Annotated in this window: 15 protein-coding genes; 6 read left to right on the top strand and 9 right to left on the bottom strand. The window is 40.6% G+C overall.

Annotated elements, in window-relative coordinates:
* Nucleotides 1-260 precede the first annotated feature (260 nt).
* On the bottom strand, nt 261-1,025 hold the full coding sequence (locus ADHAQ_RS0106155; protein WP_026462193.1) for a DUF6503 family protein: 765 nt from the start codon (nt 1,023-1,025) through the stop codon (nt 261-263).
* Between the two features lie 557 nt (nt 1,026-1,582).
* Here ADHAQ_RS0106155 and ADHAQ_RS24700 point away from each other — a divergent pair.
* The 3 genes from ADHAQ_RS24700 (at nt 1,583) to ADHAQ_RS0106140 (ending at nt 6,283) form a co-directional block, all read left to right on the top strand.
* The gene (locus ADHAQ_RS24700) at nt 1,583-3,826 is read left to right on the top strand and encodes an outer membrane protein assembly factor BamB family protein (protein WP_051359748.1); all 2,244 of its coding nucleotides are present in this window, start codon (nt 1,583-1,585) and stop codon (nt 3,824-3,826) included.
* A 152-nt stretch (nt 3,827-3,978) separates the two neighbouring features.
* A complete protein-coding gene (locus ADHAQ_RS0106145; RefSeq protein WP_026462192.1) occupies nt 3,979-5,205 on the top strand; it encodes a cupin domain-containing protein in 1,227 nt (408 codons plus the stop codon).
* Nucleotides 5,206-5,356: 151 nt separating this feature from the next.
* Nucleotides 5,357-6,283, top strand: a complete 927-nt coding sequence (locus tag ADHAQ_RS0106140; RefSeq protein ID WP_026462191.1) for an RraA family protein — start codon at nt 5,357-5,359, stop codon at nt 6,281-6,283.
* Between the two features lie 319 nt (nt 6,284-6,602).
* Here ADHAQ_RS0106140 and ADHAQ_RS0106135 read toward each other — a convergent pair whose 3' ends face one another.
* Nucleotides 6,603-7,601, bottom strand: a complete 999-nt coding sequence (locus ADHAQ_RS0106135; protein WP_026462190.1) for an SMP-30/gluconolactonase/LRE family protein — start codon at nt 7,599-7,601, stop codon at nt 6,603-6,605.
* Between the two features lie 750 nt (nt 7,602-8,351).
* Between ADHAQ_RS0106135 and ADHAQ_RS0106125 the strand changes: the two genes are divergently transcribed.
* Nucleotides 8,352-9,671 (top strand): DUF2254 domain-containing protein, encoded by a 1,320-nt coding sequence (locus ADHAQ_RS0106125; protein ID WP_026462189.1) that lies wholly within the window; start codon nt 8,352-8,354, stop codon nt 9,669-9,671.
* Between the two features lie 119 nt (nt 9,672-9,790).
* Here the strand turns inward: ADHAQ_RS0106125 and ADHAQ_RS0106120 are convergent, their stop codons facing one another.
* From ADHAQ_RS0106120 to rpoN, 3 genes are all read right to left on the bottom strand, one after another.
* Nucleotides 9,791-10,270: a DUF4188 domain-containing protein gene (locus tag ADHAQ_RS0106120; RefSeq protein ID WP_026462188.1), complete on the bottom strand. Its 480-nt coding sequence runs from the start codon at nt 10,268-10,270 to the stop codon at nt 9,791-9,793.
* 324 nt (nt 10,271-10,594) lie between these two features.
* The gene (locus ADHAQ_RS24695; protein ID WP_051359746.1) at nt 10,595-11,215 is read right to left on the bottom strand and encodes a hypothetical protein; all 621 of its coding nucleotides are present in this window, start codon (nt 11,213-11,215) and stop codon (nt 10,595-10,597) included.
* A 60-nt stretch (nt 11,216-11,275) separates the two neighbouring features.
* Nucleotides 11,276-12,790, bottom strand: coding sequence for an RNA polymerase factor sigma-54 (gene rpoN / locus ADHAQ_RS0106110; protein ID WP_026462187.1), 1,515 nt, complete (start codon nt 12,788-12,790; stop codon nt 11,276-11,278).
* 204 nt (nt 12,791-12,994) lie between these two features.
* Here rpoN and asnS point away from each other — a divergent pair, with 204 nt between their 5' ends.
* Nucleotides 12,995-14,383 carry an asparagine--tRNA ligase gene (gene asnS / locus ADHAQ_RS0106105; protein ID WP_026462186.1) on the top strand — a complete coding sequence of 463 codons (1,389 nt, stop codon included), beginning with the start codon at nt 12,995-12,997 and terminating at the stop codon, nt 14,381-14,383.
* Nucleotides 14,384-14,585: 202 nt separating this feature from the next.
* Entirely contained in the window at nt 14,586-14,777 is a 192-nt protein-coding gene (locus ADHAQ_RS0106100; RefSeq protein ID WP_026462185.1) for a hypothetical protein, read from the top strand.
* Nucleotides 14,778-14,883: 106 nt separating this feature from the next.
* Here ADHAQ_RS0106100 and ADHAQ_RS0106095 read toward each other — a convergent pair whose 3' ends face one another.
* From ADHAQ_RS0106095 to ADHAQ_RS0106075, 4 genes are all read right to left on the bottom strand, one after another.
* Entirely contained in the window at nt 14,884-15,168 is a 285-nt protein-coding gene (locus ADHAQ_RS0106095) for a hypothetical protein (protein WP_026462184.1), read from the bottom strand.
* Nucleotides 15,169-15,844: 676 nt separating this feature from the next.
* Nucleotides 15,845-18,742: an excinuclease ABC subunit UvrA gene (gene uvrA, locus ADHAQ_RS0106085; RefSeq protein ID WP_084523765.1), complete on the bottom strand. Its 2,898-nt coding sequence runs from the start codon at nt 18,740-18,742 to the stop codon at nt 15,845-15,847.
* Nucleotides 18,743-18,879: 137 nt separating this feature from the next.
* Complete coding sequence (locus tag ADHAQ_RS0106080; protein ID WP_026462181.1) at nt 18,880-19,794, bottom strand: lytic transglycosylase domain-containing protein; 915 nt, start codon at nt 19,792-19,794, stop codon at nt 18,880-18,882.
* Between the two features lie 109 nt (nt 19,795-19,903).
* Nucleotides 19,904-21,025: a hypothetical protein gene (locus tag ADHAQ_RS0106075; RefSeq protein WP_034256621.1), complete on the bottom strand. Its 1,122-nt coding sequence runs from the start codon at nt 21,023-21,025 to the stop codon at nt 19,904-19,906.
* Between the last annotated feature and the right edge of the window lie 233 nt (nt 21,026-21,258).

Here is a 21,258-nt window from a genome sequence, read left to right as displayed (position 1 = left end):
TAGTTGCTTTAGGAACTGCCTGTTCTTTCTTAAGTTTGCAGGAATGCTTCCATTCATAATTTTAGAGCCTGTTTATCTACCGAAGAATAGCAGTAATATCGGCAAGTTTATTTGGTAGCAGCCACACCAGTTTTAGCTCCATTCTTTTTTATTTAAAGCTGCTATCCTAGAGATGCTGATTTACCATTCTTAAACTTTCAGCTCTTTAAAGTGGGGCTTTGGTAAATTACAGGTTGCCTAAACTTTTAAATATGTAAGCCTTAACTATTTCGGGAGGAGGTGAGGGGTTCGGTTTTGACTAACGTATCTGTTCCCAGGTATCTGTTATTTTTATTCAGGTACCACTTGCGCACTTTGGGTACTTTTATCCCCTGCACCGTTTCTTCCTGTTCCAGCAGAATATATTCACCACTTTCGGGTTTGCCATGGTTAAATTTATATGCCTGCATCGCATAAGTTCTAGGATCTAGGTAAAAATACCAATGGTCACTTCCTATAGTAGGATCGTAGGTTACCTGCAGTACCTGATAACTTTCCCCGTTAAATACCTCTGTTGCAGGATTATCTGAAGGCTGGGCACTTTCATCAGTAAGTTTCATGGGTAAGCCATATAAGTATCCATGAAATTGATGCACCCACTTTACCGCATCAGAAGTAAGGTCATATTCTTTACGGTCTGCGTCGCTTATCTCTTTTTTCCCGTCCAGGAGATAAAATGCCTTACCTCCGGCCATGCCTTTTATTACTTCTTTCCCGTTTTTCCGGCTAATATGAGCAAAGTACCCGATGGTATTATCTATTTCTAATTCAAAAGAATTAGTTTTTCCTGTTGTATCTGTGGAAGTTAAATAGAAACGTGCCTTCAACTTAGGCCAATTATTTTCCGGGTCGTGGTAAGCCAGTGTTTTCTGTAATAATTCTGACTTAGATTCTTTACCTTGATTTAGTTTACAACTAGTTAAACCGATAAGATTAGCTAAAACCAGAACGGTAAATAGGGTAACGAATATTTTCTTTAAAGCCATGGTTGCTAACAAATTAAAAAGATATCAACTTCTAGTATACTAATTTTATTTATTATTTAGCTTCAAACACTTTGTTTATTGTTGTTTACAAAAGACTGATATTTTCTGTTTTATAGACAAACATATCAACTGCTTCAGTTTTTTAGTTCTTATTTTAGACTTAAATTATTTTATTTGACCGTATCGTGTAGCTAGCTTATTCTAAATAAATCTAATAATTTATTAAAACCCATTGCAACAAACTATTAGATTTACAAATTGTTCATTTAACAGTATGAACCAGATTTATAAAGCTAAAGCAAATGGCCATGTGAAAAGAGGATGCCCCCATAAATTTCAGATAATTGCTTGTTCTCATCGCCTGTATTTTAATTTCGATGAGGTAGCAAGTCAGCTTTTCCGGATATCATGCTTGAATCTTTCAAGGTATATAAGTTTAATGCTACCCCCCAAGATCAGGCTTATTACCCGGGCACTCTGGAGAATCCCTGTTAAACTTAAAATATACTGCTAAACAAAATTTATTTACCACCACTCATAATTCAAATTAACTAACAATGAAAAAAAAGATTACCGGTGTCCTGGTGGCATTAACGTCTTTATTTGCTTACGTAGCCTTTGTGCCAGATTCGCCACCCGCTAACGATCATAGTAAATGGGAACATTACGGCGGTACCCCCGACCAATCCCGCTTTTTTAAAGGCTCCCAAATCACCAAAAAAAATGTAGACAAGCTACAAGTAGCCTGGGTTTACCCTACCACCGATTCGGTGCCTAATTTTTTTAGCCCGATAGTAGTGGATACCATTATGTATGTAATGGCTAAAAACTACTCTTTGGTAGCGATTAATGCCCTGACGGGGAAAGAAATTTGGATTCATGCTAACCTGCAAGGCTTAACTCGCCGTGGTATTAATTACTGGGAAAGCAAAGACCGCAAAGATCGCCGCTTATTATTTACCCTGAATAACAGTTTACAGGCTATAGATGCTCTCACCGGAAAATCGATTATGACCTTTGGCAAAAACGGCTATGTAGATATGCGCGAGGGCCTGGACCGGGAAGTTTCAAGTATCCGGAGAATACAAGCCATGATGCCCGGTGTTATTTTTGAAAATCTGATCATTATGGGATCAGCACCCGGTGAAGCTTATTTTTCGCCTCCTGGTCACGTGCGGGCTTATAACATTGTAACTGGTAAGCAAGAATGGATATTCCACACCATTCCCCATCCAGGCGAATATGGCTACGAAACCTGGCCAAAAGATGCTTATAAATATGTAGGCGCGGTAAATGTCTGGAGCGAAATATCGGTAGATACCAAACGCGGCATTGCTTATTTACCTTTAGGCTCACCTACCTATGATTATTACGGGGCTGACCGGATAGGCAGTAATTTATTTGGTAACAGCTTAGTGGCGTTGGATGCCCGCACGGGTAAACGTAAATGGCACTTCCAGACGGTACACCATGATTTATGGGATTATGACCTGGCTTCTGCGCCACAGTTAATAACGGTAAACCGCAAAGGCAAGCGCATTGATGCGGTGGCCGTAGCGACCAAGCATGGTTTTATGTTTGTGTTTGACCGGGTAACGGGCGAGCCGGTCTTCCCGATTGAAGAAAAGCCCTTCCCGAAGAGCGAAATGCCGGGGGAACAATCCTGGCCAACGCAACCTATTCCATCGTTGCCAAGCTTCACGCGGCACGAGGTGACGCTGGAAACCCTGAACCCGTATTACTCGAAAGCCGAAAAAGAGAAATGGACCAAGCGGATAGCCGCGGCTAAGTCTGGTTTATATGTTCCGCTTTCTGATAAGTACGAAACGATTGCCGTACCCGGTGCTTTGGGTGGGGTAAATTTTGGGAATACGGCTTCTGATCCCGAAAAAGGCATGATGTATATTCTGGCGCAGGAATACCCTTCGGTATACAAATTGGAAAGAATTAAGCCAGCTACTGAATTAATGTCAGCGGATGATGTAAACAAAGCGAAAACATTGTATGCCAGCACCTGCCGGTCTTGCCACGGCGAAAATATGACCGGTGCGGGTATTGCCCCTTCTATTGTTAATGCTGGCCAACGTCTGAACATAGATGAATTTAAAGGCTTACTGGCCAGTGGTCGTGGTCAGATGCCGGGCTTTGCGCATATCCAGGAAGAGCAGGTAACGGCTATTTATAAGTTTTTAGGAGGTAACCCCAATATGCGGATGTTTAACCGCCGCAATACTGAGGCTAAAATGCCGGAAGGTCCAGTGGTTGCTTCGGGCGGAGCACCCATAAAACCAGATGTAAACCCGAAAGCTCCCATGTCAGAATACCCGGAAGGTGTTGATCACCCGAAAGACCGCTATACGACTGATTACGGTACCTTCTGGCCGGGCTTGTTAAATCCGAAATGGTCAAGAGTAGTGGCTTACGATTTAAACACGGGTACCATTAAGTGGGAAAGACCCATTGGCGAAGATACGCTGGCGATGAAGAAAGAAACCCAAAACTTAGGCACGCCGGGTGGTACGCAGCGCAAAGGCATTGTGGTAACGTCGACCGGGGTGTTGTTCTGTACTGCTAAAGGTGGTAAGTTATATGCCTATGACTCTGGCAATGGTAAACTTTTATGGGAAACTACCCTGAGCCATGAATCGAATGCACAGCCAATTATGTACGAAGCAAAAGGTAAACAATATTTGGTAGTTAATGCCTCTTCTAACTTTACGCAAGATGGTATTAACCATGCCAAAAAGCCAGGCGCTTTACCAAGAGGTTACGTGGTATATGCACTGTCCGGTAAAAAATAATATTTTAAGGCAGCTAATACGCTTCTTTTAAGATTCTTAAATTTATTTTAATAAGTAGTAAGATGAAATGCTTGATTAATAAAAGCTTAGCATCTTACTACTTGTAATGTTAAAATTTACTACTCATTTAGTTAATTAAACCACCACCTAATATGAAACGATTATTACTAACAATTTTAACACTAACGTCTCTTGCGACGGTGGCCCAACCTGCCAGAGACAGGGTTATTCCCAATGATCCAAGTAAATACCGTCCCTTAACCGCCGTACATGCCGGAGCTGGGAAAATGGGTTATACCCAATTAGTAGGCAGTAAAGAAGTAACCTCTAATTTTCTTTACCTGCACTCCGGAGTTATAGAGCCTAAATCAGGTATTGGCCACCATTTTCATCATAAAATTGAGGAAATGTATGTGCTGCTAACCGGAGAAGCAGAATTTACCGTGAATGGTCGTACTTCCAAGATAAAAGCACCAGCTGTTGTGCCATGTAAATTGGGAGATGCCCATGCTATTCACAATCCATCTAATCAACCTGTTCGTTGGCTTAACTTTGCTGTTAGCGAAACTAAAGGCCGCGGCGATGCCTTTGATCTGGGTGATACCCGCGTAGGTGCGGCTATCGATCCAATCCCGGTGTTTGTATCTGGTCGTTTGGAGCGGGATAAACTTAGAGCTAATAATCCAGCTTATACGGGCAAGGGAGTTCTTTACCGCCGGGTTTTTGGACCTGACATTTTCAGTACCAGCTGGAACCATGTGGACCACGTAATCATTCCAGCCGGCAGTTCTTCCGGGCAACGCCAGTTGGAGGGCATCGAAGAAGTATATTTTGTAATAAAAGGGAATGGTGCCATTGCCATCAATAATGATAAAGCAGCACTCAAACCAGAAGATGCAGCCTATGGCTTAGTTGGTGAAAATGTAACTATTACAAATGATGGAAGAGAAGACCTGGAAATATTGGTTATTGGCACTTCCACTACCAAACAAAAAGGCCTTAGCTTACAAACAACACCGGGAAAACCAAAAGCCATGGTATTGCAAATGGACTTTAAGGTTCCGAAACAGGAAAGTGAAGCCTTTGAGAAAATGTACCGTTCCGTTTATGTGCCGGCCATGCTAGTGCAGCAGGGATATTTAGGCTCCAAACTATTGCGTTTATACCCAGAAAATATTTCAAAAGAAATACAGGCCGAACCAACTACTTACAATTACCAAATCCAGATTTCGTTTGATACAGAAGAAAACCGCCGGAAATGGGTAGCCAGCAGCCAGCACCAGATTGCCTGGCCGGCAGCCATAAATATTGGGAAAGAATACAAGTGGCGTGGGTATGACGTAATGGGCGAGGATGACCAGACTCAGAATAAACGTTAATTGAAATAATCCGGTGAGTTTTCTAATTTTGTTCTTTCCATACCCGGCTTTGGATGAAGACGGAACAGATGCCGCTTAATATTTAGCGAAATAGCTGAGGGGTTGAAATTATTAAATTCTAAACAAACCATAATAACTAATTAATTATCAAATGAAATTCAAAAGTATTTTTCTTTTAGTGTTATTAAGTAGCTTTATTTGGAGCGGAGTAGCTTCTGCCCAGACTATATCCAAAGAAGAATTAACTTACCTGACGGCCGATTGGAAGGGAGAAAGGTTTGCGGATGGGCGGCCCAAGATTTCAGATAATCTGCTGGAGCGGGCAAAAGTCATTATGATAGATGATGCCTGGGCGGTACTGAAAAACGAAGGCTATGTGAACCAGTTTGAAGGTAACTGGAAAATGGTGAATGATATGCCCATGACCGGACGTGCCGTAACAGCTGTATACCTGCCGAGCCGTCCTGATTTAGAAAAGCAAATTAAAGACCGGGGAGCCAGGCAAGGCCGCAAAGGCAATACGAACGCCTGGCCCATTGATATTCTGACGAAAGGGGATTTATATGTGGCCGATGCTTTTGGTAAAATAGCTGGTGGCGGCATTATGGGGGCTACTTTAGCTAATTCAATTATCAGCAAATCTGGTAATGGAGTGGTGTTTGATGGCGCGTCCCGCGATTTACAGGAGATACGTAATATCAAAGGATTTAATGCCGTAGTTCGGGATTTCCACCCTTCTTACACGGAAGAAATGGTTTTATCCGGACTTAATACTCCTATCCGGATTGGCCGGGCAGTAGTTCTTCCCGGAGATTTAGTGATTGTTCAGCCCGAAGGCGTACTGTTTGTTCCTTCTCACCTGGCTGAGTTAGTAGTTAGTACTTCAGAATTCGTAATCCGCAAAGACAAGTTTGGCTTTGAGATGGTACGCACAGGCAAGTACAGCACCGGCGAAATTGACAGCCAATGGACTGATAAAATAAAAGATGATTTTGTAAAGTGGCTGGAAAAACACCCGGAACTAGGTAAAATGACCAGAGCTGAAGTCGATAAAGTGATGGAAAAAAGAACTTGGTAATACTAGGTTTATAAGTTAGAATACTAGAACAAATAACAAGGCCTGAATCCTTGTTAACAATGGCTAATTAATCTATACCTAAAAAGGTCTCCTTATAAATCAGGAGACCTTTTTATTTTTTAAAGCTTGTTAAATCTTTGATAATTCCCTTTCATTAAAATAATAAAGTATTTATTGTCATCCTGAGCTGGGCGAAGGATCTAAACATTTCCTTACTAATTGCTCAAAGAATATCCTACTTCGGTTAAATCTTTCGATATCTATAAATTTGATTCTTAAGAATGCCCGGTATAACTAATTGAACCTTGACAGGTAAAAATTACTGCATCTTTACCCGAAGCAGGTAATTAGAAGCTGTAATAAATATGGTTTTACCATCGGGCGTAAAAGCGCAGTTAGCAGCAACTATCCCGTTTAGCTTTATTTTACCCAGCAATTTTCCAGATTTATTAAATATCCAAAGCCCACCCGGACCGGTGGCAAACACATTACCTGCTTTGTCTATTTTAAAGCCATCACATCCGCCCGCTTCTTTCTCATTCCGTACGTTATAAAAAACTTTACCGTTCGTTAAAGAACCATTTGAGGTAATATCATAAATATACCAGCCATTTTTCTTCTCTGCTGAGTTAGCTACTAACAGCTTCTTTCCGCCAGGGAAAAAACCTATTCCGTTAGGTTGTTCGATGGAATCAGTTAAAAGGGTTACTAATCCGGCCTTATTCATTTTATATACACCCTGAAAAGGAATTTCTTTCTTAGGGTCCTTTAAACCACCTTCAAAACCATAAGCAGGATCGGTAAAATAGAGGTCGCCAGCAGTATTGAAGACAAGGTCGTTGGGACTGTTTAATTTTTTACCCTTGTAGGTTCCGGCTACAGTTACATAGTTGGCTCTGGGTGCATTTAGCGGTGCGTCCATTTGGGCTACTCTTCTGTCGCCGTGCTGGCAAAGCAACAACTTACCATCCGGAGAAAGAATCAATCCATTAGATCCCATAAAGCCACCCCGGGTAGTCTTTCCAGTATAGCCAGAAGGTCTCAGGTAAACTTCTTTGCCTTTAGCTGCTGTCCACTTGTAAACAGTATTAGCCGGAACATCGGAAAATACGAGCATTTTCTCTTTCTCTACCCATACCGGACCTTCAGTAAATTGGAAACCTTCGGCTATTACTTCTATTTTAGCATCTTTTTTAATAAGCCTAGTTAATTCATTTGAGGTAAATTCAATAGTACCTACAGCTGGTTTGGTTGCTTGCGCAAAGCCCGAAAAACAGCCGGAAACTAAGAACAATATAAGCGTACACGTCTTCTTCATATGGTTTATTTTACTGTATAGATTTAAAAACAATCAATAGTTGTATCAGATGCAAAAATATAGCCTACTGGTATTTTGATAGAGGCAAAGCTTCTGTTTAATATTTCCGCCTGAAAAAGAATGGAGGTTTTATCACCGCCCATGCGAAAGCTCCTGCTACTATCTGCTGGTAAAATTCGCAATAAAAGCAGTTGTTTATGCTATATAAGGTACTTGAACCTTCAATTTATAGGATAAGTTTAGGCTTTTCTTTTCCTTTTCAGGCTTGTATAAATAATTGTGAAAAATAGGAATTCCATTTCAGCTGTCAAACACTTTTTTTGCTGATTAGCCTTTATTTTTCAACAAGCGTTTCTACCTGAACTTCATGATCTTTTAGGGTTAGACATAGCAGATCTTAGCAGTAATTACACTGTCCCATTCGTTAATATTTATTCTCTTCCTGGGCTGCTGCTGATAGCATTAGAAGTTTCAGCTTTGGTCATGCTTCCTCCTTAAGTAATCAGATTATTCTTTCACCCGTACAAGTGGCTGTGGTTCAGAATAAAGTTTTTAACTAAAGGTCGAAAGTATTTGATAAAAGCGCACTTACGCAACTCATTTTACTTGGCTGATTAACAAAGAATTTTTATTGTTGATCAAGGACACTAGCGAAGTTAATTGTGTTTCGTTTGAACCGTGACAGCATACTTTTATCTTTTAACAGTTACAAGCAGCCACAAGCAGGTGCTCAAAATTTAATTTTATGCAATGGAAATACGAATCAAACAGTATTGGTTCAATATAAAAAATAGCTTGTGGTTTTTGCCAACCATGATGGCGATTTCAGCTACCATACTGGCATTTGGGTTTATTGAATTAGATTCCCGCATTAATTATGATGATTTTCCGATTGCCTGGTTTCTTTATGGTGGGCAACGCGATGGAGCCAGATCTGTGCTATCCACCATTGCCTCATCTATGGTTACCATTGCAGGCGTTACGTTTTCCATTACCCTGGTGGCGCTTACCATGGCTTCTTCACAGTTTGGCCCCCGTTTGCTTCGCAATTTTATTTCAGATAAAGGTAATCAGTTTGTAATCGGTACTTTTATATCCACCTTTATTTATTCTTTAATTGTTTTATTGACCATCCGGGGTTCTGGTGATGATGAAATGTTTGTTCCAAAAATTTCTATTGTTTTTGCCTTCCTGTTGGCTGTTCAAAGTCTGGGGGTGCTTATTTATTTTATTCATCATGTAGCCACTTCTATTCAGGCCGATTATATAATCAAAACTTCTTATAATGATTTTCAGAAGCTAATAACTCATGCGCTTTTAGATGAGAACAAGCAGGTAGAGTCAGCAAACATTCCAGAACAGGTAAAAAAAGTCAAGACTGATTATCCATTCTCAACCGAAATTTACTTTGATAGTTCAGGTTATGTCCAGAGTATAGATTACGAAGGTGCCTGCAGCTGGGCAGAAAAAAACGAGGCCGTAATAGAGTGGTTAGTATATCCCGGGCTTTTTGCCACCATTTTTCAGGCATTTGCCGTAGTGCATCATCATTCACCTCAGAACCATAAGCCGGACCAGCAAATTCGGAAATTTCTTTTTACGGCTTACCAACGAACGCCTAACCAGGACCTGGTATTTTCTCTCCGGCAAATCGTAGAGGTTGGGGTAAGAGCCTTGTCACCCGGCACCAATGATCCATATACGGCAATTACCTGTATCCACTGGATTGGAGCTGCTTTATCGGAATTATCTAAAAAAAAACTTAATAATCCTTTTTTATACGATAAAGAAGAAAACATTAGGGTAATTTTAAACCAGATTACCTACCAGGAAATTGTCGATACCTGCTTTAACCAGTTTCAGTTGTATGGCAAATCTAATTTGTTCGTAACTCTTGAAATGCTGGCTGCTATTAAAAAGCCTCTTTATATTGGTGCAAATTCCGAGCTTTTAAATGTACTCCGGACCAAAGCTACCGGAATTTTTCAAGAGGCCCGCGAAGGAGTAAGTGAACTTCAGTTAAAACAGCTTGAAGAAAGCTATCGCGAAATAATGCAGTTAGGCGAATAGCCGCTGGTTAAAAAAAGAACATGCCAAGACCTTGATAAATAATGGTAATTTGGCCACGCCAGTTTACTTAAAAGATAAAGTTGTTTTTCTTAAATAATAGCCTAGTTGCTAGTGTTAAATTATTGACTACTAGCCTGCATACGTTCTTTAGCCGCATTATTTGGCCTCCCAACCGAAACCAAGTGTCCCGCTTTGCCTAGACCAAAAGCCGGCATATTGTAATAGATAGTTTCGTAATTACCAGCTGCTACCTGGTACGTTTCATGCCAAATTCCTACCTCATTGGATTTACGGATATTCTTGTTAAATGCCATCCAGGCCGGGTAATGCTGTGCATCACGATTGCGGGCATATGCTTCCAGTTTCTCAAAAGACTCCCAGTATTGTACCATGATGGTGGTTCTGCCTAACCATTGTTCGCCGCCCAGAAAACCTGATTCCGGATTAGCTTCCAGTTCTTTAATCATTTTGGGCATGGCCATGGCTACGGGTAACCAACTTTTAACTTTCCAAAAATTGTTAATCCGCATTCCAATCAGAAATACAACGAAATTCTGGTCCAGGCGGGCCGTCATTCTTTCTTTTATTATAGCAGCCATTCTAAAATTTTAAGGTTAATTAATACAAATCAGCTTTTAAAGACTAAGCAAAACTGGCTTAATTGTGCGGCTCCTGAAAGTAATATTCCGCGAATGGAATAAAGAGCTGGGTAAAATAACAGAAAGACCAGGTGAATTGAGGAGGAGTACTTTAAAGTCCGTTACCTATATTGAAAGTAGCTATTCTATAATTAAGCATTAAGCCAATATTTAAAAGCTTTATCATGGCTTGCCACTATATCAGGCTTTAAGCTGTTGCGGAAAATTGTTTATAATTCATTCTCAGAACAGGTAATAAATAAAAAGGAGAAAGCTAATTTATGCTTAAGCTATAACCAGCCACATACCCAAACCGGTAGAGAAGCCAAGTGCAAAACCACTGTAAACTTCAGCAGGCGTGTGGGCATCTAAGGCTAATCGGGCTGCCATAACCAATCCAGCTAAAACAATACTAGCCACAAGGGTATAAAGTAAACTGGTATCCATTATAATAGTGTTAAGCAATAATAAAATGCTTAGGAGCCCGCCCATACCTACACTATGAGCACTTATTTTCCAGAAAAACGAAAATAAATAAGTCAAGAAGACCGATATCGTAATCAGGCACATTACATAGAATAACAGCCTATCGAAATAACTTTCGCGGTAAAGCATGTAAGTAGTAGTAGCAAAACACATTGAAGTAAAAAAGAATGGCATGCTTCTTTCGGGGCGGTCTTCAAGTTGTAAGCTTTTAATGTACCCACTGCGCAGCATGGCATAGGTTCCTAGCCCCGGAACCATGCAGGTGGTAAAGAACAACATAACTAAAATAATCCACCGGCTCTCTACCGGAAACGTGATGGCAGATGCAGGAATGATATAAAAAATAATAAAGAACAGAAAAGTAGGTACCAGCAAAGGATGAAATACTGCTGACAAAACTTGCGCTAAAGTGCGGTTCACAGATTATTTATAAATACAGAAATAATTGATTTATAGGGACAGAATCTTTGTGTTTTTAAGTTAAAGCTCTTTCCGGAGCCGGGCTACCGGAATATTTAATTGTTCGCGGTATTTGGCAACTGTACGACGGGCAATATTATAGCCTTTCTCGTTTAATATTTTTTCCAGTTTGTCATCAGATAAGGGCTTATGCTTATCTTCTTTCTCTATTTCTTCTTTTAGTATTTGTTTTACCTCGCGGCTACTGGCGTCCTCGCCGGAGTCGGTGGCTATACCTTCAGAGAAAAAATATTTCAGTGGGTAAACGCCAAATTCGGTTTGTACCCATTTGCTGTTGGCAACCCGCGAAACGGTGGAAATATCCATGTCAATTTCTGTAGCAATGTCTTTCAGAATCATGGGCCGCAACTTAGTTTCGTCACCTTCTAAAAAGAAGTCGTGCTGGAAGCGTACAATGGACTCCATGGTGCGCAGTAAGGTGTTCTGCCGTTGTTTGATGGCATCGATAAACCATTTGGCGGAGTCTAACTTTTGCTTTACAAATGTTACGGCTTCTTTAAGCTTTTTATCTTTTTTAGCTCCCTTGTCGTAGGCATCAAACATTTCAGTATAGGTGCGGCTTACGCGCAAGTCAGGAGCATTACGGGCGTTAAGGGTAATACTTAAGATGCCGTTGTCATTGGTAATAATAAAATCCGGTACAATGTATTGCGCCTTAGCTAATCCGGAAGAATTGCCCCCCGGCTTTGGGTTTAGGTGCAATATAATATTTAAGGCATCTTTAAGCTCGTCATCTTCAATATCCAGCTTCGATTGTATTTTAGAATAATGCTTTTTAGTAAATTCATCAAAGCACTCTAAAATGATTTGCTCGGCTATCTCCGTATTCTCGTCCTGGTTACGGCGCTCCAATTGCAGTAAAAGGCACTCCTGTAAATCGCGGGCTGCAATACCTGGTGGGTCAAAGCTTTGGATTTCCCGCAGTACCGCTTCAATTTCTTCTATAGAAGTCTCAATATTTTGTGAAAATGCGAGGTCGTTGGCAATGGCATTTAAATCACGACGAATATACCCATCGCTATCGATGCTACCAACCAGTTGCATTCCTATTGCCTGCTGCTTTTCGTCTAAGTCCAGGAAACCTAACTGATCTATTAACGCATCAGTTAGGGAAGAGGTGCCGGCAACTGGGGTTTCCCGATCTTCTTCTTCACCGGGGCCATCGCCCTGCATTTTGTAACCGGCTATCTCATCGTCATGAATATAGTCAGTTAAGTCAATGTCATTGTCCTGCCGATAATCTTCTTCCAGGCCCGGCGAATCATCATCTGAGCCCGCATCATTGAAGTCTTCGTCTAAACTATCGTCCGTATCAAAATCATCATTGCTGTCATTGTCTTCCTCTGAACGATCATTGTCTTCATCAGGGCCTTCTTCCAGCGCTGGGTTTACCTCCATTTCTTCCTTAATGCGTGCTTCCAGTTCGGCAGTAGGAATTTGCAACAGTTTTATGAACTGAATCTGCTGGGGAGAAAGTTTCTGTGATAAAAGTTGCTTTAAATCTAGTCGCTGCATATCGGTTTCACACCAGGTCTAAGTATGAATGATGACCCTCAAATTTAGAATATTTTTACTCTTCTTTAAAAAAAAGGTTAAAATATCATTACTTTGTGCTTTTAAAAGAGCCGTTTGCCGGGATATTCTAAAATAAAAAAAGCTTTAATTTAGAAAACAGGTAAGGTACTCTGGGCTATAACGAAAGAGCTAATGACAAAATATATGAGACGAACTAAAGTAGCAGACGTATTGGCTGCCACTGATTTAGACAAACAAGTGCTGGTAAAGGGCTGGGTACGGACCAAGCGTGGTAACAAATTTGTAAGCTTCATAGCCCTTAACGATGGCTCTACTATAAATAATATCCAGGTTGTAGCTGATGCTGAGAAATTTAGTGAAGAAAGCCTGAAAGATGTTACAACTGGCGCCTGTATTGCGGTTACCGGTACATTGGTAGCTTCGCAGGGGAAAGGCCAGACAGTAGAGATTCAAGCTTCTAAAATTGAAGTATTGGGTACAGCTGATCCGGAAAAATATCCGTTGCAGAAAAAAGGCCATTCCCTGGAGTTTTTACGTGAGATTGCACACTTACGTCCGCGGACCAATACTTTTGGGGCGGTGTTGCGGGTGAGGCATGCCATGGCTTTTGCGGTGCATAAATATTTTAATGATCACGGGTTCTACAATGTACATACCCCAATTATAACGGGCTCAGATGCTGAAGGTGCCGGCCAAATGTTCCGGGTAACCACGTTAGATCCGGTTAATCCGCCTATGACCGAAGCTGGTGAGGTTAATTATGCCGATGATTTCTTTGGTAAAGCTACTAACTTGACCGTTTCGGGGCAGTTGGAAGGAGAGGTAGCGGCTATGGCCCTAGGTCAAATTTATACCTTTGGTCCTACCTTCCGGGCCGAAAATTCTAACACCACCCGCCACTTAGCGGAGTTCTGGATGATTGAGCCGGAAATGGCCTTTTATGAGCTGGAAGATAATATGGACTTAGCAGAAGACTTCCTGAAGTTTCTGGTAATGTATGCGCTAAACAACTGCAAAGACGACCTGCAGTTCCTGAACGACATGTACGATAAGGAACTGTTAAACCGCTTAAATTTTGTGGTACAAAATAGTTTTGAACGGTTGGATTATACAGCGGCGGTTGAAATATTAAAATCAGCGAAGCAAAAGTTTGAGTTCCCGGTAGAGTGGGGTACCGATTTGCAAAGTGAACACGAGCGTTACCTGGTTGAAAAGCATTTTAAAAAGCCGGTTATTCTTATAAATTATCCTAAACACATTAAAGCCTTCTACATGAAACAGAATGAAGATGGCAAAACTGTGCGGGCCATGGATGTTTTATTCCCTGGAATAGGCGAAATTATTGGCGGTTCGCAACGGGAAGAAAATTATGAGAAACTATTAGCCCGGGTTCAGGAAATGGGTATTCATGAAGAAGAACTATGGTGGTACCTGGAGTTGCGCAAATTTGGTACGGCTCCGCATTCTGGTTTCGGCCTAGGTTTTGAACGCTTAATTTTATTCGTGACGGGTATGGGTAATATTCGGGATGTAATACCATTCCCACGTTTTCCTAAAAGTGCTGAGTTTTAAAATTATATTTACCGCTAAAACAAAAGAGGCATAAGTTAATTCTTATGCCTCTTTTGTTTTAGCGGTAAATCGGGACGTTTCTTACTATTCTTTTTGAGGAATAAAGCTTATTGTAATAGGTGGCAAAAGGAAAATAGCGGTCTTAAAACAATGGTATACCTAAACCGTATAGTTCATCATCTATTTATTAAATGCTGAAACTATGAAAAAGGTAATTATAAAAGGATTATTTGCGGTCGTATTATTTTGGAGTTATGGCTGCGACCAATCGCAGATGAATACTGACCGGAAACAGCCGGATGAACAAGTACAAGCAGAAAGTGCGGCTGAATCTGGTTATGGAAGCGATACTAATAAATCACACGAAGGAGAAGACACTACCATGACACGTTAGTCAGGGCATCTCAACATAAATAAAGAGAAAGACTACATAAAAACAGTAAAAGCAGCCTTTGAGATAAAAGGCTGCTTTTACTGTTTTTATGTATTATAAGGTTTCATTAATGCATAAGCACATTTAAATTGCCATTTTCAAGGTAAGTAGTAGCCTCTGTCTCCGGAAGCAGGCGGTAGGTCGTTTCTAAAGAATGATTTTTTGTATTGAAATGGGTTATTTCCAGTAAATAATCTTGATTTACGGTTTTATATAAAGAATAAGTTGGCGGTATAAATAAAGAATTTGGAACATATTCTTTTGAATCAATTATCCCCAGGGCCACCTGGTCCAGATAATCAATAATAAATTGCTGGCCGCACTCTGTTGTTATTAAATTTAGATTACTCATAATTTTTATGCTCCACAAATATAACCAATGGCTGCAATTACAATACCAGAAATTACGTAAATGGCGAACAGATAGGTACTAAATTGGCACAAAAAAAGCCGCGTTATTGGCGGCCCTTCTGTACAAGCTACTTTTATTTTTATTAAGAAAAATCTTTTAATTACTAGAGGTAAAACTTTGTACTAATGATTCCGGAATCAATTCATAATTTATAGATGTATGATTCATGGAAGGATTATAAAAGCATTTCTTTTTTATATATTCCTGTGTTGGTGTTTTATAAATAGTATAGGTATAATTAGCGTTCGAATTAATACTTCCGTTAGTAACCGGTTCTAAATTATTTAATTCAAATTCCTTTCCGCAATCTGTAATGATTCTTGTAGTATTAATGGAATTCATTCCCTTCCCCCCAAATATAATAGAGCTCCAAACTGTAGTTAAACCAAATTGGTTAACGAAGGTTAAGTAAAAAGGTTTGACCTTTTTTAAAAATAATACACCAGTTTGAGGATAGAAAATATTGCTTCTTAGGTTTATGTACTTAAAGCTGCTTATAGATTTGATGAAAAAGTGGCTTATTAAGAATTTAAGTTAAGGAAAATAAATGCTGCTGTGGAGTTCAATTCTTTGTTAAATTAAAAAGCCTGACTTACCGTAAGTCAGGCTTTTTAATTTAATCTTTATACTGGCTGGTAGCTAACTCTTCTTTTAAAAATCGGCTGGTGTAACCTTTCTTGATTTTTGCTACTGCTTCGGGTGGCCCTTCGGCTACTACCGTGCCGCCGGCTTCGCCTCCTTCAGGACCAATATCTATAATATGATCGGCTACTTTAATCATATCCAGGTTGTGTTCAATAATTAATACCGAATTGCCTTTATCCACCAGTTTATGAATAACATCCGATAAATGACGGATATCTTCAAAATGTAAGCCAGTAGTAGGTTCATCCAAAATATAGAAAGTTTTACCCGTATCCTTTTTGGCTAGTTCTGTGGCTAACTTTACCCGTTGAGCTTCGCCGCCGGAGAGGGTGGTTGCCTGCTGGCCTAAGGTTATATAACCTAAACCCACTTCGTTCAATATTTTAACTTTGCGCAGAATTTTAGGTTGGTTATCAAAAAACTCTACTGCTTTCTCCACCGTCATGTCCAGTACATCTGTAATAGATTTACCTTTAAATCGGACCTCCAGGGTTTCGCGGTTGTAGCGTTTGCCTTTGCAGGTTTCACAGGGCACATTCACATCCGGTAAAAAATTCATTTCTATTACCCGCATGCCGGCTCCTTCGCAGGTTTCGCAGCGGCCACCTTTAACGTTAAAACTAAACCGGCCAGCTGAGTAGCCCCGAATTTTAGCTTCTGGCAACTGGGCAAATAAGGTACGGATATCGGTAAACATACCTGTGTAAGTAGCCGGGTTAGAACGTGGGGTACGGCCAATCGGTGACTGATCTACCTCAATTACTTTATCAATATGTTCCAACCCTTCAATAGCTTTGTAAGGAAGCGGTTCGCGTTTGGCATTAAAAAAGTGCCGGTTTAGTATGGGGTATAGGGTATCATGAATTAAAGTAGATTTACCACTACCCGAAACGCCGGTTACAGCAATTAATTTACCAAGCGGAAAGTTTACCGTAACATTTTTTAAGTTATGGCCGGTAGCACCTGCTAATGTTATGGATTTTCCGTTTCCTTTTCTTTTTTCCCGGGGAACCTCAATATGCTTTTGTCCGCTTAAATACTGCGAGGTTAAACTACCGGAGTTAAATATATCTTTCGGCGAACCTGATGCTACTATGTTTCCGCCGTGTATGCCCGCGCCCGGTCCAATATCCAGCACATGGTCAGCATGCATAATCATATCCTTGTCGTGCTCCACCACAATAACCGAATTACCAATATCACGCAGGTTTTTCAGGGCGGCAATCAGCTTTTCGTTATCGCGCTGGTGCAAACCTATGCTTGGTTCATCCATGATGTATAAAACCCCAACCAGTTGCGTGCCTATTTGGGTAGCCAGTCGTATCCGTTGCGATTCGCCGCCGGAAAGGGTGCGCACAGAGCGGTGCAGGTTCAGGTAATCCAAGCCTACATCTAATAAAAAGCCAATTCGTTTCCGGATTTCCTTTAATAATTCGCGGGCAATTAAGTTTTGCCTTTCCGATAAGCGCTCCTCCAGGTTTTGGAACCAGTCAGCTAATTTGGCAATATTTAGCTGCGAAAGCTCCCCTATGTTTTTATTATCAATTTTGATATGGAGCGATTCTTTTTTTAGCCGGTGTCCGTTACACTCGGGGCAAGTACTGGTTTGCGTAAAATCATTTATCCACGACCGGATAGCATCTGAATCGGAATCCATTTGCTTCCGAAGGAAATTAATGATGCCCTCAAATTCTACTGTATAGCTGCCGCCTTTTGCATTTACTTCCAATTCGCCATCCACTCCGTTCATAAGTATATTTAATACTTCCTGCGGCAAGTCCTGAATAGGCGTAGAAATGTTAAGCTTATAAATTTTTAAAAGCGCCTGTATTTGATTAAAAATCCAGATATCCCGGAACTCACCTAAAGGCGCAATACCACCCCGGCTAATGCTTAAAGATTTATCTGGTATAATAGAATCTTCGGTAATTTCCTGTATTTCGCCTAATCCATTACAAATCGGGCAAGCCCCATAGGGCGAGTTAAAAGAGAATGTATTAGGTGCCGGATCGTCATAAGCAATACCGGTTTCCGGATCCATTAAATGCCGGGAGAAGAAATGGGTATTATTGGTATCTGGTTCCAGAATAGAAATAGTACCCTTACCATGCGTAAGCGCATTTTGCACCGAGCTGGAAATACGATACCGATCATCTGCATTCACCACAATTTTATCCACTACAATTTCAATGTCGTGAATCTTATAGCGGTCTACCTGCATTTTGGGTACCAGTTCCATCAGATCACCATCTATCCGTACCCGCACAAAGCCCATTTTCCGGATCTGCTCAAACAATTCGCGATAATGCCCTTTCCGGCCTTTTACCACCGGAGCCAGAATAATCAGCTTTTTCCCGTTAAAATTCTCCAGGATGTGCTGTACAATTTGGTCATCGCTCTGCCTGATCATTCTTTTGCCCGATACATAGCTAAAAGCTTCGCCGGTTCGGGCAAAAAGTAAGCGCATAAAATCGTAGATCTCGGTTATGGTACCTACTGTAGAGCGAGGATTCCGGCTGGTAGTTTTTTGCTCGATAGATATTACCGGACTTAACCCTTCTATCTTATCTACATCCGGCCGTTCCAGTCCACCTAAAAAAGATCGGGCATAAGCCGAGAAGGTTTCCATGTAACGGCGCTGACCTTCGGCATATATAGTGTCAAAAGCTAAGGAAGATTTGCCACTGCCGCTGATGCCTGTAAAAACCACCAGTTTATTACGCGGTATGGAAAGGCTAACGTTTTTTAAATTGTGCTCCCGGGCTCCGTAAACTTCAATTTGTTGCGCAATTTCAGAAGTAACAGGGGCGGAAGGTTGTTGTATGGTATTGCCGTCTAAAACGGTAGAATTTTCTTTTTTTCGACCCATTGCTGGTTGTTCAATTAATCCGCAAAGATACGTATTTATTCCCGCTTTTGCAGATATCGTTCTATCTATTGATAACTGATAGACAAGCTATTTAGTTTGATTTAGATTGTTTTATTTCAAACTACTCTTACCAGATTTTATTGCAGCGGTAGCTTTAAATCGTAGCTGGGAATAGTATTGGTTACAGTTAGTTTATAGCCTTTTATCCAAGGATTATACAGCTTTAAAATTTTGTAATTAACCCCTTGGTCTAAAGCAAATTGAGGTAAGTCCGGAATGGATTCCTTTACCGTAACGGTGCGGACTTTGACTGGCTCGTAGCCACGGATATGATTAAGATCATAGCCATACCGATCGGGATGTTCCAAAACTTCTTTCAGCGCCAGAATCCGGAATATATACCGGGATGTTTCGTCGTTTAGGTATAAGTCATAAAAAGAAGATACATGCTGGGTATCAAAGGCGCGTTGCAAACCACTCATGCCCCGGTTGTAAGAAGCGGCGGCATCGGTCCAGGTGCCAAATTTTTCTTTAGCCTTTTTAAAATAACCAATGGCTGCATTGGTAGCCTTAGGTAAGTGATAACGTTCGTCAATTTCATCATTAATAATAATACCATACCCCCGGGAAGTTTCGGGCATAAGTTGCCAGAAACCGGCGGCACCAACCGGCGAAACTACATTGCCAAAAAGGCTCTCGGCAAGGGCTACATATTTTAAATCTGCTGGCATGTCTTTCTCGCGCAAACTAGCTTCTATTTCAGGTAAAAAACGGGTTAGGCGTTTTAAAGCCAAAATGGTATTGGAGTGGAAATAGGCATTAGACTGTAACTCCCGATCCATACGCTCGGCTACATCTGTTATGTGTAATGGTACTGGTTCTCCGGCAAAGTTAAGTTCTTGCGGTACGGGGTAAGACCCGTATAAATTCGTAAGTTGGGGAAGATCCGGTACCTGCTGGCTGCTTAATATTACTCCACCTACTATTAAAATAGTGGTAAAGATTGTTTTCCAATAACGCTGAACAGTAGCCATATTTTTATTCATTTTCATTTAACCGTCTTAAATTATACTCAATATAATAAAGGGATGTTGGAGATAATCTGAAGAAAAGGAAAAGCCACTCAACTAAATGAGTGGCTTTTTACCTGATTTAATTTATTTAGTAACGACGGTAAAAGCTGCGAATTTTTCCGGTTAACTGGTCGTAGATAGGTTTGGTAAATTCTACAAATAAAGTTTGTGGTGGCGGGTTAGGGCTTTCCCTTCTTTTAATCATTTTTCTTTGTGCGTCAGTCAGGGCCCGGTCATCCCCTTTATAGGTGGCCCAGGTATCCTGCCAAACAAATGTACCCGGCATTTTTTCCTGCGTCACGATATTCTTAGTTTTCCAATCCATTACCCGGAAATCAAGTAAGCCGCTGGAGGAAATAGTTTTTTCAAACGTAATGTATTTAGCTTTAACTGTGCTGTAAATATCTTTTTCATCTTTGCTCGATATTTTTACACTATCACGTTTTACTTCTTGCTCTTTTTCTTTCAGGTACGTCTGGCCCACTACAAAATCGTCGAAACTCAACGTTAGTACCTGGTCAGGTACAAATTGTTTGTTCCGAACTTCTTGCGGTGTATAAAACTTGATAAAACTCGACCGCTCGTAATGCTGTAAGTATTCATAAATTTTATTTTGAAAATAGTCGTTGCTTATTTCGTAAATGCCCCGGCGAACCTCTACTGGCTCTACTACCACTTTTAAAACAGCGGCCCAATAAGCATCTTCCATTTGTTTTTTAGCATCTTTAAAGTTTGGTACCAGTTGTTCTGTTCTTTCAAAGTTTTCATAAGCCTGCCGGGCGCTCATACGGTCTCCGGCGGCCAATAATTTTACCCCCTGGGCAAACCGGACTTCGGCTGCTTTTTGGGTAGCCTGCGCAAGCTGCTCTATATAAAGTTCGTTAGCTCCAACCACTTCGCGGCAAGATGGGCATCTTCTGACAGCTTCGTTCAGGTTGTTCAAATCTGCATATTCCTGTATAATTATTTCCCAGCGGTAAAGATCCGACGTTGCTGCTAAATGTTTAATGCGGGTCAGGTGGCTTTCTTCAGCGTATTTAAAGGCATGTTTTAAGGTAGAAAGCGCTTTAGAATTATTGGGGTCTTTTTGTAAGCGGTTAACTGCTTGTAAGACAGCTTTATCATAATCTCCTTTTTCAAAAGATTTTTTACCGGAGGAGCAGCTGAAGAATACCGCAATAAGGAGTAGGGATAAAAATTGGGGTAACATTATTTCATAAATAAAAGTTAATAATCAAGATAGTAAATTATCTATATTAAAAACTGTACCAGTTTTATGAGAAGAAATAAAAAATTGATTTTAATGTAAAATTATTTGAGTCAGTACCAACTAACAGCGTAGCAAATGAAATAATAACATTTTGCCGGAAAGAATATTTTTAAAGGTTCAAAGGAACTGGCGAGGAAAGGCAAAATTTTTTATGGACCCTAAAACAGCGGTTT

The sequence above is a fragment of the Adhaeribacter aquaticus DSM 16391 genome, from assembly GCF_000473365.1.
In the GTDB taxonomy this organism is placed as follows: Bacteria; Bacteroidota; Bacteroidia; order Cytophagales; family Hymenobacteraceae; genus Adhaeribacter; species Adhaeribacter aquaticus.
This window is presented reverse-complemented; position numbering and strand designations above follow the sequence as displayed.

What these genes read in the sequence shown, in the direction of transcription:
- ADHAQ_RS0106155 (WP_026462193.1), bottom strand. Translation starts at nt 1,025, where the DNA reads ATGGCTTTAAAGAAAATATTCGTTACCCTATTTACCGTTCTGGTTTTA.
- ADHAQ_RS24700 (WP_051359748.1), top strand. Translation starts at nt 1,583, where the DNA reads ATGAAAAAAAAGATTACCGGTGTCCTGGTGGCATTAACGTCTTTATTT.
- ADHAQ_RS0106145 (WP_026462192.1), top strand. Translation starts at nt 3,979, where the DNA reads ATGAAACGATTATTACTAACAATTTTAACACTAACGTCTCTTGCGACG.
- ADHAQ_RS0106140 (WP_026462191.1), top strand. Translation starts at nt 5,357, where the DNA reads ATGAAATTCAAAAGTATTTTTCTTTTAGTGTTATTAAGTAGCTTTATT.
- ADHAQ_RS0106135 (WP_026462190.1), bottom strand. Translation starts at nt 7,601, where the DNA reads ATGAAGAAGACGTGTACGCTTATATTGTTCTTAGTTTCCGGCTGTTTT.
- ADHAQ_RS0106125 (WP_026462189.1), top strand. Translation starts at nt 8,352, where the DNA reads ATGGAAATACGAATCAAACAGTATTGGTTCAATATAAAAAATAGCTTG.
- ADHAQ_RS0106120 (WP_026462188.1), bottom strand. Translation starts at nt 10,270, where the DNA reads ATGGCTGCTATAATAAAAGAAAGAATGACGGCCCGCCTGGACCAGAAT.
- rpoN (WP_026462187.1), bottom strand. Translation starts at nt 12,790, where the DNA reads ATGCAGCGACTAGATTTAAAGCAACTTTTATCACAGAAACTTTCTCCC.
- asnS (WP_026462186.1), top strand. Translation starts at nt 12,995, where the DNA reads ATGAGACGAACTAAAGTAGCAGACGTATTGGCTGCCACTGATTTAGAC.
- ADHAQ_RS0106100 (WP_026462185.1), top strand. Translation starts at nt 14,586, where the DNA reads ATGAAAAAGGTAATTATAAAAGGATTATTTGCGGTCGTATTATTTTGG.
- ADHAQ_RS0106095 (WP_026462184.1), bottom strand. Translation starts at nt 15,168, where the DNA reads ATGAGTAATCTAAATTTAATAACAACAGAGTGCGGCCAGCAATTTATT.
- uvrA (WP_084523765.1), bottom strand. Translation starts at nt 18,742, where the DNA reads ATGGGTCGAAAAAAAGAAAATTCTACCGTTTTAGACGGCAATACCATA.
- ADHAQ_RS0106080 (WP_026462181.1), bottom strand. Translation starts at nt 19,794, where the DNA reads ATGAAAATGAATAAAAATATGGCTACTGTTCAGCGTTATTGGAAAACA.
- ADHAQ_RS0106075 (WP_034256621.1), bottom strand. Translation starts at nt 21,025, where the DNA reads ATGTTACCCCAATTTTTATCCCTACTCCTTATTGCGGTATTCTTCAGC.